The following is a 14,148-nucleotide window of genomic DNA, read 5'->3' on the forward strand; positions in this document are numbered from 1 at the left end:
GTCCCGCGTCCCCGCGACCCGAGGGAATCAAGAAGAAGATTGCGCTGGCTTCCTGCCCGCACCTGACATCAGAACAAGTCCGTCTGCCCGAGCAGGCGGCGCACCGGCGCAAACCCGCGCCGATGGATCAGGCAGGGGCCGAGGCGCTCGAGCGCGGCGAGATGCTCGGGCGTGGGATAGCCCTTGTGCTGGGCGAAGCCGTAGCCCGGATGCACGGCATCGAGCTCAATCATCAAGGCATCGCGCGTGGTCTTGGCGAGGATCGAGGCAGCGCCGATCGCGGCTTCGCTGGCATCACCGCCGACGATCGTGCGCGCCGGACACGGCAGCTCGCGTGGCAGGCGATTGCCGTCGATCAAGGCGAGTGTCGGCGCAGGCGCGAGTGCGGCCAGCGCGCGGCTCATGCCGGCGAGCGTAGCGCCGAGGATGTTGCGGCGTTCGATCTCATCGACCTCGACGACGATCACCGACCACGCCATTGCGCAGTCGCGAATCAGCGGGGCGAGTGCATCGCGCTGCATCGCACTGAGTGCCTTGGAATCGTCGATGCCGTCGATCGGGCGCTGTGGATCGAGGATCACCGCGGCGACCACCACCGGCCCGGCAAGCGGACCGCGACCGGCTTCATCGACGCCGGCGATGCGCGCATCGGCAAGGATCGCCGCCCGTTCACTGGCTTTCATGCAGATCGCCGAGCGTGCTGAAGATGTAGTCGTGATAGGACGCCACAATCTTGCGATCCTTGCAGTCGAGATAGCGCCCGTTGCAGCGTTCGCGCAGCAAGGTGTTGGCCTGATAGAACGCGTCCTTGGGCACGCCGGCCACGTCGAGCGCGAGTGAGCCGAGGAAGGCGATGTCGAGCAGTGGGTAGTCGTAGCGTGCGCGCACCGGGAAGTTCGACTTGATCATGTAGTAAGTCACCCAGTGCTTGACCGGGCCGGCGAGTTTCGGGACGACTTTCGGGATTTCGTTGATCGCGCCATCGAACGAAGGCTGATGGTCGCCGAAATGCACCAGCACCGCGGGCGTGGGACCGCCGAGCAGAAAGGCCTGCAGGTCGGCGAGCATGGCGTTGGATGCACGCAGCCGCTGCAGGTAATTGCCGAGGTTGAGGTTGAGCCAGTCATCGAGCGCCTTGGGCTTGAACTTGCCGGCGAACAATGGCTTGTTGAAAGGGGCGGGCAATTTGTCCAGCGGCGTCATGTGCGGGCCGTGCTGGTGCAGGGTCAGCATGAATACGAACAGCGGCTGGTCGGGGTGGTCGCGCTTTTCGTCGGCGTAGATGCGCTTGAACACCTCGAGCAGGTCGGCGTCGTGGCTCTCCCAACCGAGCCCGTGTTCGGTGCCGTCGTAGAAGGCATCGAAGCCGTAGAAATCGTAGGCATTGCGCGCGTTGAGAAAATCCCCGCTCATCGGGTACAGCGCAATCGCGCGATAGCCCGCATGCTGGAACGCGCGTGGCAGGGTGTAGGCGACGCGCGGCGCGAGGTTGTAGGGCGCATACAGGCCGGCATTGCCGAACAGCGTGTGGGCGAGGCCGGTGAGCGCGGAAAACTCGCTGGTCCAGGTGCCGCCGCCGAAGGTGTGCACGGTCATCAGGCCATGCGCGCGCGTCTGCTTGTCGGCCTCGAACATCGCCACGCGGCAAAGGGGAATCGTGCAGGGTTTGAGGATGCGTGGATCGAAGGTGCTTTCTTCAAGCACGATCACCACGTCGGGACGCTGCGCCGGTGCCTGCATCGGCCGATTGAGCTTCCAATTGATGCTGCGGTCGACATCGGCCGGAATCACCGGTTCGTTGATGACGGTGTCGTTGAACGAGGTGAGAAAGTCGGTGATGAAGCTCTTGTCGTTGATCGTGATCCACATCGGCTTGTTGAACACGCTGCCAAAGGGGCCGTTCGCGGTGAGGATCCACGCCAGCCCCCAGGCGGCGGCGAGGGTGCCGCCCAGACGCACGCCAACGCGCACCCAGCGCGGCCGCTGCGGCAACAGGGCCGCGCGCTCGCCGCGCCAGGACAACACCAGCAGCGCCGGGACAAGCAACACGGCGCCGATGCCCACCCCGAGCAGCAGCGGGTAGTGACTGAACACTTCGAGCGTGCCGCTGTTGAGGAAGTACTCCAGATCGGGCGCGAGCAGTGGCGTCTGCAGGTAGAGGAACTTGAGACGGCCGGCGATTTCGATCGCGCCGAACAGCAGCGAGACGGTGATCAGGGCGAAGGCAATGCGCGCCGAGGCCATCAGCACGAACAGCAGCGACAGCAGGATCGCGGTCGCGGCGAATACCTTCTCGTCGGCAGTGTTTTCCGCAAGCGGGCCGAACACCACCAGCGCGGCGAACAGGATCACGGCCAGTGCGCGCAGGATGAAGGTGCCGCGTGCGCCGGCGCTGGTCATGTCTCGGGTTCGCTCATGGGCGCCATCGTGCGCAGCGGCGGCATGGGCGTCAATGCGCAGTGCATGAGCGGCTCAGGCAAGTTTCACGAGTTGGGCGATTGCATCGGCGGCCGCGTTGCTGGCATCGCGGCGCAACTGCAGATGGATGCGCTCGAAGTCGCTGTGCAGCGCGCACTTGGCCACATCGTCCTGCAGCAGCGGCAACAGCGCTTGCGCCAAGGCTTGTGGCGTGCAGTCATGCTGCATCAGCTCGGGCACGAGATCGCGCCCGGCCAGCACGTTCGGCAAGGCGTAACGATTCACCTTGAGCAGGCCAAGTCGCTTGACGATCCAGTGGGTGAGCGGTGCGATGCGGTAGGCGACCACCATCGGCCGCTTGGCGAGCAGGGCTTCGAGCGTCGCGGTGCCCGAAGCGAGCAGCACGGCATCGGCCGCGATCATCGCCTCGCGGGCCAGACCATTGACGATATCGATCGGCGGCAGTTGCCCATGCCCGCCATCGGCTTCGTGCGCTTCGTGCAGGCGTTGCTCGAACAATTTGCGGCAGGCGGTATTGGCCATCGGCGTGATCACGCGCAGATCGGGGATTCGCGCGGCAAGCAGGCGTGCGGCTTCAAGGAAATCGGGTGCAAGCCGCGCGATCTCGCCGAGGCGGCTGCCCGGCAGCATCGCAAGCAAGCGCGCATCGGCGGGGAGCTTGAGCGTCGCACGGGCCACCGCCCGATCCGGCTGCATGATCATTTCATCGGCCATCGGATGCCCGACGAAGCGCGCATCCACGCCATGTCTGGCGTAAATCGCCGGTTCCATCGGAAACAGGCACAGCACGCGATCGGCGCTGCGCCCGATCTTCGCCGCACGTTGTTCACGCCAGGCCCACACCGAGGGGCTCACGTAGTGGACGGTGCGGATGCCGCGTTGTTTGAGACGGCGCTCGACGCCGAGGTTGAAGTCGGGCGCGTCGATTCCGATGAACACATCGGGTGCCAGCGCCGTGGCACGTTGCACCACGTCGCGGCGAATCGCCAGCAGGCGCGGCAGGTGGCGCAGGACTTCGACCAGCCCCATCACCGATAGGGCCTGCATGGGATGCCAGCTCACCAGACCCGCAGCGATCATGCGCTGCCCGCCAATGCCGGCAAAGCGCGCCTGCGGAAAGCGCGCGCGAAGGGCTTCGATCAGGCCCGCGCCGAGTTGGTCGCCCGATGCCTCGCCGGCAACGAGCACGAAGCAGGGCGGCGATGGCGTGGCGGCGGGGTCGGGCATCATCCGATCATACCGCGGCGCCACGAGTGGACGCCGCGAGCCGAGCGAGCTCGCCTCTACAGGAGCACACCACCGCCGTCGTAGAGCGGAGCTTGCTCCGCTGCTCTTGCTTGCGCCGCAATCGCACGCCCCGAGCCGAGCGAGCTCGGCTCTACAGGAGCACACCGCCGCCGTCGTAGAGCGGAGCTTGCTCCGCTGCTCTTGCTCGTGCCGCGAATGGGCGCCGCTAGCCGAGCGAGCTCGGCTCTACAAAACCCCCCGTCGTGGAGCGGAGCCGAGCAAGTTCGGCTCTACAAAAGCACACCACCGCCGTCGTGGATCGGAGCATGCTTCAGCGCAGCAAGGGACGTTCGCCGGCTTCGATGAATTCGAGGAAGGCGCGCACGTCGGCGCTTTCGCTTGCAAGTTGCGCGAGTGCACTGCGCGCTTCATCGAGCGAATTCGAGCCGACGTAGAGTGCCCGGTAGGCGCGTTTGATCGCGGCGATGCGCTCGGCATCGAAGCCGCGCCGCTTGAGGCCTTCACTGTTGATGCCGCGGGGTCGGCCCTGGGTGTCGGCATCGCTTGCAACCATCAGGAAGGGCGGCACGTCTCCACTGAGCAGTACGCCCATGCCGATGAAGGCATGCGCGCCGATGCGGCAGAATTGATGCACGCCGACGAAACCCGAGAGGATGACGTAGTCGCCGATGGTGACATGGCCGGCGAGCGTGGCGTTGTTGGAGAACACGCAGGAATTGCCGACCGTGCAGTCATGGGCGACATGCGTGTAGGCGAGAAACCAATTGTCGTTGCCGATGCGTGTGATTCCGCCGCCGTCGCCGGTGCCACGGTTGAAGGTGGTGAATTCACGGATCGTGTTGCGATCGCCGATCACCAGTTCGGTGCGCTCGCCACGGAATTTCTTGTCCTGTGGCTCGGCTCCGAGCGAAGCGAACTGGAAGATGCGATTGTCGCGGCCGATCCGTGTCGGGCCTTCGATGACTGCATGCGCGCCGATCGTGGTACCCGCGGCGATCTCGACCCCGGCACCGATCACGCTGTAGGCGCCGACACTCACGCCTGCGTCGAGACGGGCGCCCGGGTCGATCAGCGCGGTCGGGTGGATCATTCGGCCGGAACCTCGGCGCACAGCACTTCGGCTTCGGCGGCGAGCTTGTCGTCGACGAAGGCCTGACCGTGGAACAGGCTCATGTTGCGCATGCGACGCTTGTGTTCGACTTCCAGCCGCAATTGATCGCCGGGCACCACGGTGCGATTGAAGCGGGCCTTGTCGACCTTGACCAGATAGAAAATCGAACGGCCGCCGCCCGCGCCGGGCTCGGAAAGTTTGGTCAGCATGCCGGAAGCCTGAGCCATCGCCTCGATGATGAGTACGCCCGGCATCACCGGATGCCCCGGGAAATGGCCCTGGAAGAACGGTTCGTTGATGGTGACGTTCTTGATTGCGGTGACATGCTTGCCCGGATCGAGCGCGATGATGCGATCAAGCAGCAGGAATGGATAGCGATGCGGCAGGATCGCGGCGATCTGCTCGTAGCCAACCGGGAGTTGCAGCGGGGTGCTTTGGCTCATTGCGGGTTTTCCTTGCGCGCGGCGCCGAGACGACGCGCGATTTCATCCAGGTGTTTGAAGCGCGCCGCATTGCGGCGCCACTGCCGATTCGGCTGGATCGGCGTTCCAGACGAATACTCGCCAGGTTCGCGGATCGAATGGGTGACCAGACTCATCGCCGTCACCGTGACCCGGTCGGCAATGCTCAGGTGGCCGAGAATGCCTGCGCTGCCACCGATCAGGCAATAGCGGCCGATTTGCGCGCTGCCGGCCACTGCCGCGCAGCCGGCCAGCGCGCTGTGGGCGCCGATGCGCACGTTGTGGGCAATCTGGATCTGGTTGTCCAGGCGCACGTCCTCTTCGAGCACGGTGTCGCCGAGGGCGCCGCGATCGATCGTGGTGTTGGCGCCGATTTCGCAATCGTCGCCGATGATCACCCCGCCGAGCTGGGGCACCTTGATCCAGTGGTCGCGATCGAAGGCCAGCCCGAAACCATCGGCGCCGAGCACCGCGCCCGGATGGATCAAGACGCGCTTGCCCAGGCGCACGTCCTGCACGAGGGTGACGCGCGCGACCAGGCGTGATTGCGCGCCGACCACGCAATCGCGGCCGATGATGCAATGGGGTCCGAGCACCGCACCGGCTTCGATGCATGCACCCGCTTCGATCACGCAGAACGCGCCGATGCTGGCGGCCGGATCGATTTGCGCACCCGCATCGACGCTCGCGCTCGGATGGATGCCCGATGCTGCCGCGGGCAGGCGCTCGAACAGCGTGGCCACCTTGGCGAAGGCGACATAGGGATCGGCCGCAACCAGGCAGCTGCGCGTCATGCCGGCGGCATCGGCCTCGCGAACGATCACCGCCGCCGCGCGGCTGCCGTCGAGCTGTGCGCGGTAGCGTGGATTGGCGAGGAATCCGACCTGCGTCGCCTCGGCGTGGGCGAGCGTGGCAACGCCGCGGATCGGCAGTGCCGGATCGCCGTGGACCAGCCGCAAGTCGAAGCGCTGCGCAATTTCCCCGAGCGTGACCGCGACAGTCATGGCTTGGCGCCCTTGCTTGCCTGGCGGCGCAGGCGGTCGAGGATCTTGTCGGTGACATCGACTCGTTCGCTGGCGAACACCACCGGACTGGCGACGATCAGGTCATAGCCCTGTTCGCGGGCGAAGGCGACCACGGCGTCGTTGATCTCGCGCCAGCTGTTGTCCAGTTCCTGATCGCTGCGCGCCTTGAGCTCGTTGTGCAGCTTTTCGCGCTGACGCTTGATCGAGCGCTCGAGTGCGTCGATTTCGCGCTGGCGGGTCTCGTCGGGCTGAAGGGCCACGCTGCCACGCAAGTCGGCGAGGTGCTTTTCATCGGCCTTGAGGGCGGCGTCGCGGCCGGCGAACTCGTTTTCGAGCTTGCTGCGCCCGGCGACGATCTGCGGCGCATTGTCGAGCAGGCGCTTCATGTCGACGTAGCCGATTTTCGTCGTCGAGGGCGCCTGCGCAAACGCGCTGCAGATGCCGACGAGCATGGCGGCGAGCCATGCTGCGAAAATCCGGCGGGCTGTTGGGGCGGGCTGCGCCACCGGCCTGTCCTCGTTGCCGACGCTGGCTTATGGTACGACGATCAGAACGTGTTTCCGAACATGAACTGGATCGTTTCAGTGTCGTCGCCTTTCTGCTTGCGGATCGGTTTTGCGAAATTGATCACGATCGGGCCGACTGGCGCACGCCACTGGAACGCCAAACCGATCGAGGCGCGCAATTGGCTGGCATCCCATGAGCGATAGTCGCGGCACAGGGTGCCGCTGCACAGGTTGTTGCGGAACACGTTGCCGACGTCGATGAAGGCAGACAGGCGCGTGCTGTCGTTGTTCTCCTTGACGAAAGGCGTCGGGAAGATGATCTCGGCCGATGCGGTGGTCTTGAGCGAGCCGCCAAGCGGCCAACGGCAATTCTTGTCGGTCGGTGGGCACAGATCGGGGTTGAAGACGAAGAACGGGCCGAGCGTGTTGTCGCGGAAGCCACGCACGTCGGAAACGCCGCCGGCATAGAAGTTCTCGAAGAAGGGCAGGCCGCCGAGATTGGCCATGTAGCGATCATGGCCGACGGCCGCAGGGTCGGCCAGCACGCTCTCGGGATCCTTCCAGGTGTCGCCATAGCCGACCGACAGATGGCCGTAGAAGGTCAGCGAATCGGTCATCCGCAGATACTGCGCGAACTGGTAGGCGAACTTGTAATACTGCACGGTCGAGCCGGGCAGGGTGACATTGAGCGAAACCGATTGCAGCGAACCGCGGGTCGGATTCCAGAAGCGGTTGCGGGTGTCATGTGCCCACGACAGCTGCACGTTCCAGGTGTGGAAAGTACGGTGGCCGAGGTTGTCGAGGTAGTCGATGATCGGTTGCGGCGTACCGAGATAGGCGCTGCCGGTGATCAGGGTCTTGTTGACGCCGATCTGGGTGTTGATCGTGTCCGATTCGGTGATCGGGAAACCCAGGTAGATGTCGAACGAATCGGTGCTGCTGAGGTAGGCGGCGAGGTTGCTTTGACCGGCGTCGAACTTGCTGTGCTGGATGTCATAGCCAATGCCGATGCCGTCATCGGTCAGGTACGGCTCGAAATACGACAGCGAATAGCGCTGCAGGTAGGAACTGCGCTGGGCATTGACCGAGATGCGGTCGCCGGTGCCGAAGAAGTTGTTCTGCGTGATGCCGGCGCTGATGATCAGGCCCTGCACCTGCGAGTAACCCAGGCCAAAGGTGAACTGGCCGGAGTTTTGCTCCTCGACATTGACGTCGACGTCGACCTGATCTTCGCTGCCGGGAACCTTGGGCGTCTCGATTTCGACCTTGGAAAAATAGCCCAGGCGCTGCAGGCGAATGCGCGAGCGGTCGATCGCCGCCTGTGAATACCAGGAACCTTCGAGCTGGCGCATCTCGCGCCGCAGCACCTCATCCTTGGTGCGCAGGTTGCCCTTGAACACGATGCGCCGCACATAGACGCGCTTGCCCGGATTGATGAACAGGTTGAGCTCGACCTCGCGCTTGTCCTTGTCGATCGCGGGCAGCGGGTTGACCTCGGCGAAGGCGTAGCCGATGTTGGACAGCGCTGCCGTGATCGCATCGACCGATTGCTCGATCTTCTTGCGCGAAAAGGTCTCGCCCGGCTTGATCTGGATGAGTCCGCGCAAATCTTCCTCGCGCAGCACCAGGGTGCCGGTGAGCTTGACGTCGGTGACCTTGTAGACCTCGCCTTCCTCGATGTTCGCGGTCACGTACATCTTGCGCTTGTCGGGACTGATGCTGACCTGGGTCGATTCGACGTTGAAGTCGGCGTAGCCGCGGTCCATGTAGTAGGACTGCAGTTTTTCCAGGTCGCCCGAGAGCTTTTCGCGCGAATACTGGTCGTCCTTGCTGTACCAGGAGGTCCAGTTCGAGGGAGAAGATTCGAATTCGCCCTCGATTTCGCTGTCGCTGTAGACCGAGTTGCCGACGATGTTGAGGTGCTTGATCTTGGCCGCCTTGCCCTCGGCGATGTTGATCGCGATCTCGACGCGGTTGCGGTCGAGATTGACGGTGGAGGTCTTGACCGAGACGTTGTACTTGCCGCGGTTGTAGTACTGATGCGTGAGCTCGTCGCGCACTTCGCTGAGCTTGAGCGGGTCGTAGGATTCGCCCTCGGCCAGGCCGATGCCCTTGAGGCCCTTGAGCAGGTCTTCTTCCCTGATGTCCTTGTTGCCGCGGATCGCGATCTTGCTGATCTGCGGGCGCTCCTTGACCGTGATCACGAGGATGTCGCCTTGGCGTGCCAGCGCCACGTCCTTGAAGAAGCCGGTCTTGTACAGCGCGCGCACGGCCGCCTCGGCACGATCGCTGGTGAGCGCGTCGCCCTTCTCGATCGGCAGGTAGGTGAATACCGTGCCGGGCGCGATGCGCGACAGACCGTCGATGCGGATGTCCGACACCGTGAAGGGGTCGAACGCGATCGCGCTCTTTGCGGCAAGGAAGGCCAGGAGGTAGAGGGCGGCAATACGCTTCATCGTCACTTTCCGTCAGGGCGTTTCAGGGCCTGCGGCGGGCGTCGCCGCGGCCTGTTCGGGTCTTGTTGTTGTGGGTGCCTGGCGAAAGCCAGATCAGGAGACGTGCCGCAGGATGTCGTTGTAGAGCGCCAGACCCATGAGGGCGACCAGCAGCACCAAACCCACATACTGACCGGCGATCTGCACGCGCTCGCTGACCGGACTGCCTTTTGCCAGCTCGATAAGGTAATACAGCAGTGCGCCGCCGTCCAAGATCGGGATCGGCAACAGGTTCAGGATTGCCAGGCTCAGCGAGATCACGGCAAGGAAATTGAGGAACCATGCGGGCCCCAGGCTTGCCGAGGCATTGGCGGCTTCGGCAATCGTGATGATCCCCGAGAGATTCTTGAGCGAGGCCTGTCCCATCACCATCTGGCCGAGCATCGTCAAGGTCTGGTGGGTCTGGGTCCAGGTGGTCGACAGCGCCTGCGGAATCGCATCGAGCGGGCCGTAGCGCAGGGTGGCGTCGTAATGCGGGCTGATCGGTTGCGGTGAAATGCCGAGCAGCCATGCGGGCGCTCCGGAGTGGCCGGCATCGGGATTGGCCTTGGGCCGGGCGCTGACGGCCAGGCGCTGACCGTCACGGTCGACCACGATCGCCAACGCCTGTCCTTGCGGCGCATGGCTCTGGATCGCCTTGGAGACTTCGCGCCAGTCGCCAATCGACTGGCCGCCGATGCTGATCACGCGGTCACCTTCGCGCAGGCCGGCCTGCGCGGCCGCGCCATCGGCCACGGCCTTGCCGATGACTGGCGGCAGGGCCAGCTGTTGCGGGGTCAGGCCGATGCGTTCGTAGATCACTTGCTGGTCGATGTCGGCCGGCAAATGCGAGAGCGCCAAAGTGTGTTCGCTGCTGCCGTGGTCGGCACTGCTCACGCTGACGCGAACGTCCGTGCGCGACATGCCCGCCGCGACCAGACGATCGCCGGCGCCAGTCCAGTTTTCGACCGGCTTGCCATCGATCGCGGTGATGCGCTCACCGGCCTTGAGGCCGGCTTCGGCCGCCAACCCGCTGACGTGGCCGATGATCGGCTGGTAGTCGGGTTTGCCGATCACGAACATCAGCCAGAACGCAGCCAACGTGAAGATCAGGTTGAAGGCCGGCCCTGCCGCGGCGATGGCCATGCGCTGGCCGACCGGTTTGCGATTGAACGAGGCGCTCACATCCTCGGGTGCGACCGGCGCATCCGGGTCGCGCTCGTCGAGCATCTTGACGTAGCCGCCCAGCGGAATCGCCGCCACCACGAACTGGGTGCCGTGACGATCGAAGCGCGACCACAGCGCCGGGCCGAAGCCGACCGAGAACTTGAGCACCTTGACGCCGCAGCGGCGGGCGATCACGAAATGCCCGTACTCGTGGAAGGTGATGAGGAGGCCCAAGGTGACGATCAGCCACCAGACCGAACCGAAAAATGCGCTCATGAATGGGCAGGGGTGCGCGAAGAGAGGGTGTCGATGATACGGTGCGCTTGCCTGCGCGCAGTTAAATCGGCGTCAAGTATCGTGGCAAGGTCATTGCCGGCGAGTGGCGGCGCGGTTTCGAGGCAGCGCTCGATGGTTTCGGCGATGGCGAGAAAGGGCAGGCGCCCGGCGAGAAACGCGGCCACCGCTTCCTCGTTGGCGGCATTGAGCACGATCGGTGCGCTGCCGCCGGCGCGCAGCGCCGCATATGCCAGGGCAAGGCCGCGAAAGGTGTCGAGGTCGGGCTTCTCGAAATCAAGACGTGCGGCGAGGGCGAGATCGAGTGTCGCCACGCCCGCCTCGATCCGCTGCGGCCAGCCCAGCGCATAGGCGATCGCGGTGCGCATGTCGGGTTGACCGAGCTGGGCCAGCAGCGAGCCGTCGATGTATTCCACCAGCGAGTGGATCAGGCTCTGCGGATGCACCACCACCTCGATGCAGTCGGGCGCGGCCTCGAACAAGTGGTGGGCCTCGATGACTTCAAGTCCCTTGTTGACGAGTGTCGCCGAATCGACCGAGATCTTGCGACCCATGCGCCAGTTCGGGTGCGCGCAGGCCTCATCGGGCGTGATGGCGGCAAGGGCGCTGCGGCTGCGGCCGCGGAATGGCCCGCCCGAGGCGGTGAGCACGATGCGGCGCACGCCCGCGGCGGCGAGCGTGCCGCCACGATGCGGCAGGCACTGGAACACCGCGTTGTGCTCGGAGTCGAGCGGCAGGAGTTCTCCGCCGCCTTCGCGCAGCGCAGCCTTGAGCAGACTGCCGGCCATCACCACCGCTTCCTTGTTGGCCAGCAGCAGGCGTTTGCCCGCGCGCGCCGCGGCGAGGGTCGATTCGAGCCCCGCGGCGCCGACGATTGCCGCGACCACGGTGTCGCAATGGCTGCCGGCGGCAGCCTCGATCAGCGCCTGCGGCCCGCTTTCGATGCGGCAGTGCGTGCCATCGGCACGCAGGCGCTCACGCAGTTCGGTCGCGCAGGCAGGATCGGCGATCACCGCGAGTTCGGGCCGGAACTTCGCGCACAAGGCGGCCAGTGCCGCGGCATTGCGGTGCGCGGCGAGGGCACCGATGCGGAAGCGATCGGGGTGGCGCGCGACCACGTCGAGCGTGCTTGCACCGATCGAGCCGGTGGCACCCAGTACCGAGAGGGATCTCATGACTGGCGCAGCAGGTCGAGGAGGGCCTTGCCCGCAGCGAACACCGGCAGCGCGGCGAGCAGGCTGTCGGCGCGGTCGAGCAGGCCGCCGTGGCCGGGAAACAGTGCGCCCGAATCCTTCACGCTAGCCTGCCGCTTGAGCAGGCTTTCGATCAGATCGCCGACCACCGAGGCGAGCACCACCAGCAGCGCCAGCACCAACAAGGCCGCCAGCCAGCCATCGCGCCAGCCCAGCAGCCAGCCGCCAACCAAGGCGACCGCGCCACCGAGGCCGAGCGCACCCCACAGGCCGGCGCGCGTCTTGTTCGGACTGATGCGCGGCGCGAGCTTGGTGGTACCAAAGCGCACGCCGGCGAAATAGGCGCCGGTATCGGCGGCCCATACCAGCATCACCGCGAACAGCGTCCACCATGGCCCATGCGGCGTCTGCGCGTGGAGCTGCATCAGTGCGAGCCAGGCCGGGATGATCGCCAGTTCGCAGGCGAGCAGCTTGAGCAGCAGGTTTTCACGCGTGGGCGCAGCCGCCCAGCTGAAATGGCGCAGCCACAACAGGGTCAGCAGCCAGAAACCCACGCCGGCCGCGATCACGTAGCCTGCCGCCGCGTGGCCATGCAGCGACCAGGCCAGCGCAAACAGCGCTGCGCTCGCCAGCACGAAGGCCAAGCGCAGTGCGCTGCCTTGCAGTCCGGCCAGGGCCGACCATTCCCAGGCCGCACCCAGGAACAACGCGGCGACGATCAGCGCGAACACCCAGGTCGGCGACAGCAGCACTGCGGCAATTGCCAGCGGCGTGAGGATGAGGGCGGTGATCGTGCGTTGCTTGAGCAAGGGATTCAGCCGGTGGCGCGCACTTGCGCGGAAGTCTGGCCGTAGCGGCGCTCGCGTCGGGCGAAGGTGTCGATCGCCGCATCGAGTGCGGCAGCATCGAAATCAGGCCACAGCACGGGGCTGAAATACAGCTCCGCGTAGGCGATCTGCCACAACAGGAAGTTGCTCACGCGTACTTCGCCGCCGGTGCGGATGAAAAGGTCGACCGGCGCCTGCTCGGCCAGACAGGTGTGGCGGCCGAGCAGGTCCTCGTCGATCGCCTCGATCGCCACTTCGCCGCGCAGCGCCGCCGCGGCGAGCGTGCGCGCGGCTTGGCTGATGTCCCAGCGTCCGCCGTAGTTGACCGCGATGTTGAGGCGCAACGCGGTGTTGCCCGCGGTGCGCGCCATTGCCGCGCGCATGCGCGTGGCCAGTTCGGCATCGAAGCGTTCGAGATCGCCGACGAAGTTCAGGCGCACGCCATTGCGGTGAAGTTCGTCCACCTCGCTGTCGAGCGCCTTGACGAACAGTTGCATCAGCGCGCCGACTTCCTCGTCGGGCCGACTCCAGTTCTCGCTCGAGAACGCGAACAGCGTGAGCGATTCGACGCCGCGCTGGCGACAGTGTTCGACCGTCGCGCGCACCGCCTTCTGCCCTTCGCGGTGACCGAGCTTGCGCGGCAGGTGCCGGCGCTGGGCCCAACGACCGTTGCCGTCCATGACGATGGCGATGTGGCGCGGAATGGACATGCAGTACCGGAAGTCGGTGGCGTTGAAGTCGTCAAGCGGTGGCGAAGTACGGGGCACCGGGACATGGCGAACGCCGGCGATGCAAGGAGCCGGGCGGTTCCCCAATCCCGGCCTCTCACATCGACATCAGTTCGTCTTCCTTGGCCTTGACCACCGCGTCGACATCCTTGACGAACTTGTCGGTGAATTTCTGGATCTCGTCCTCGGCGCGATGCTCGTCGTCCTCGCTGATCTTCTTTTCCTTGAGCAGTTCCTTGGCCTGATGCAGCGCGTCGCGGCGCACGTTGCGCACTGCAACCTTGGCATTCTCGCCTTCGTGGGAAACGTGCTTGGACAGCTCCTTGCGGCGCTCCTCGGTGAGCGGCGGCAGATTGATGCGAATCACCTGGCCGACAGTGGTGGGGGTCAGTCCCAGGTCGGAGGCGAGAATCGCCTTCTCGATCGGCCCGACCATCGACTTCTCGTAAGGCGTGATGGTGATCGAGCGCGCATCGGCGATGGCGACGCTGGCCACCTGGGTAATCGGCGTGTCACTGCCGTAGTAAGGCACCTTGAGGGGTTCGATCAGGGCCGTGCTGGCGCGGCCGGTGCGCAGGCGCGTGAGTTCCAGACGGAGCGATTCGACGCTCTTGTGCATGCGCGTCTGCGCATCCTTCTTGATCGTGTCGAGCATGGTGCGGATTCGGCAGGCGG

13 protein-coding genes are annotated in these 14,148 nt (G+C 65.3%); all 13 read right to left on the minus strand.

Annotation, left to right across the window (positions count from 1 at the left end; translation table 11 throughout):
• Positions 1 to 68: 68 nt before the first annotated feature.
• On the minus strand, positions 69 to 683 hold the full coding sequence (locus KF759_RS09310; RefSeq protein ID WP_291224804.1) for a ribonuclease HII: 615 nt from the start codon (positions 681 to 683) through the stop codon (positions 69 to 71).
• Positions 670 to 2,400, minus strand: coding sequence for a sulfatase-like hydrolase/transferase (locus KF759_RS09315; RefSeq protein ID WP_291224805.1), 1,731 nt, complete (start codon positions 2,398 to 2,400; stop codon positions 670 to 672). Before KF759_RS09315 ends, KF759_RS09310 begins: the two co-directional genes overlap by 14 nt.
• 72 nt (positions 2,401 to 2,472) lie before the next feature.
• Positions 2,473 to 3,666 carry a lipid-A-disaccharide synthase gene (gene lpxB / locus KF759_RS09320; RefSeq protein ID WP_291224806.1) on the minus strand — a complete coding sequence of 398 codons (1,194 nt, stop codon included), beginning with the start codon at positions 3,664 to 3,666 and terminating at the stop codon, positions 2,473 to 2,475.
• A 331-nt stretch (positions 3,667 to 3,997) separates the two neighbouring features.
• Positions 3,998 to 4,777 carry an acyl-ACP--UDP-N-acetylglucosamine O-acyltransferase gene (gene lpxA / locus KF759_RS09325; RefSeq protein WP_291224807.1) on the minus strand — a complete coding sequence of 260 codons (780 nt, stop codon included), beginning with the start codon at positions 4,775 to 4,777 and terminating at the stop codon, positions 3,998 to 4,000.
• Positions 4,774 to 5,241 carry a 3-hydroxyacyl-ACP dehydratase FabZ gene (gene fabZ / locus KF759_RS09330; protein ID WP_291224808.1) on the minus strand — a complete coding sequence of 156 codons (468 nt, stop codon included), beginning with the start codon at positions 5,239 to 5,241 and terminating at the stop codon, positions 4,774 to 4,776. Before fabZ ends, lpxA begins: the two co-directional genes overlap by 4 nt.
• Positions 5,238 to 6,263 carry a UDP-3-O-(3-hydroxymyristoyl)glucosamine N-acyltransferase gene (gene lpxD, locus KF759_RS09335; protein ID WP_291224809.1) on the minus strand — a complete coding sequence of 342 codons (1,026 nt, stop codon included), beginning with the start codon at positions 6,261 to 6,263 and terminating at the stop codon, positions 5,238 to 5,240. The genes fabZ and lpxD overlap by 4 nt, the downstream gene beginning before the upstream one ends.
• On the minus strand, positions 6,260 to 6,736 hold the full coding sequence (locus KF759_RS09340) for an OmpH family outer membrane protein (protein ID WP_291224810.1): 477 nt from the start codon (positions 6,734 to 6,736) through the stop codon (positions 6,260 to 6,262). The genes lpxD and KF759_RS09340 overlap by 4 nt, the downstream gene beginning before the upstream one ends.
• Positions 6,737 to 6,831: 95 nt before the next feature.
• Complete coding sequence (bamA, locus tag KF759_RS09345; protein WP_291224811.1) at positions 6,832 to 9,246, minus strand: outer membrane protein assembly factor BamA; 2,415 nt, start codon at positions 9,244 to 9,246, stop codon at positions 6,832 to 6,834.
• A 93-nt stretch (positions 9,247 to 9,339) separates the two neighbouring features.
• A complete protein-coding gene (rseP, locus tag KF759_RS09350) occupies positions 9,340 to 10,707 on the minus strand; it encodes an RIP metalloprotease RseP (protein ID WP_291224812.1) in 1,368 nt (455 codons plus the stop codon).
• Positions 10,704 to 11,900: a 1-deoxy-D-xylulose-5-phosphate reductoisomerase gene (locus KF759_RS09355; RefSeq protein WP_291224813.1), complete on the minus strand. Its 1,197-nt coding sequence runs from the start codon at positions 11,898 to 11,900 to the stop codon at positions 10,704 to 10,706. Before KF759_RS09355 ends, rseP begins: the two co-directional genes overlap by 4 nt.
• Positions 11,897 to 12,727 (minus strand): phosphatidate cytidylyltransferase, encoded by an 831-nt coding sequence (locus tag KF759_RS09360; protein ID WP_291224814.1) that lies wholly within the window; start codon positions 12,725 to 12,727, stop codon positions 11,897 to 11,899. Before KF759_RS09360 ends, KF759_RS09355 begins: the two co-directional genes overlap by 4 nt.
• A 5-nt stretch (positions 12,728 to 12,732) precedes the next feature.
• The gene (gene uppS, locus KF759_RS09365; protein WP_291224815.1) at positions 12,733 to 13,455 is read right to left on the minus strand and encodes a polyprenyl diphosphate synthase; all 723 of its coding nucleotides are present in this window, start codon (positions 13,453 to 13,455) and stop codon (positions 12,733 to 12,735) included.
• Between the two features lie 115 nt (positions 13,456 to 13,570).
• A complete protein-coding gene (gene frr, locus KF759_RS09370) occupies positions 13,571 to 14,128 on the minus strand; it encodes a ribosome recycling factor (RefSeq protein ID WP_291224816.1) in 558 nt (185 codons plus the stop codon).
• Between the last annotated feature and the right edge of the window lie 20 nt (positions 14,129 to 14,148).

Origin of the sequence: Dokdonella sp., assembly GCF_019634815.1 — a bacterium.
GTDB lineage: Bacteria > Pseudomonadota > Gammaproteobacteria > Xanthomonadales > Rhodanobacteraceae > Dokdonella_A.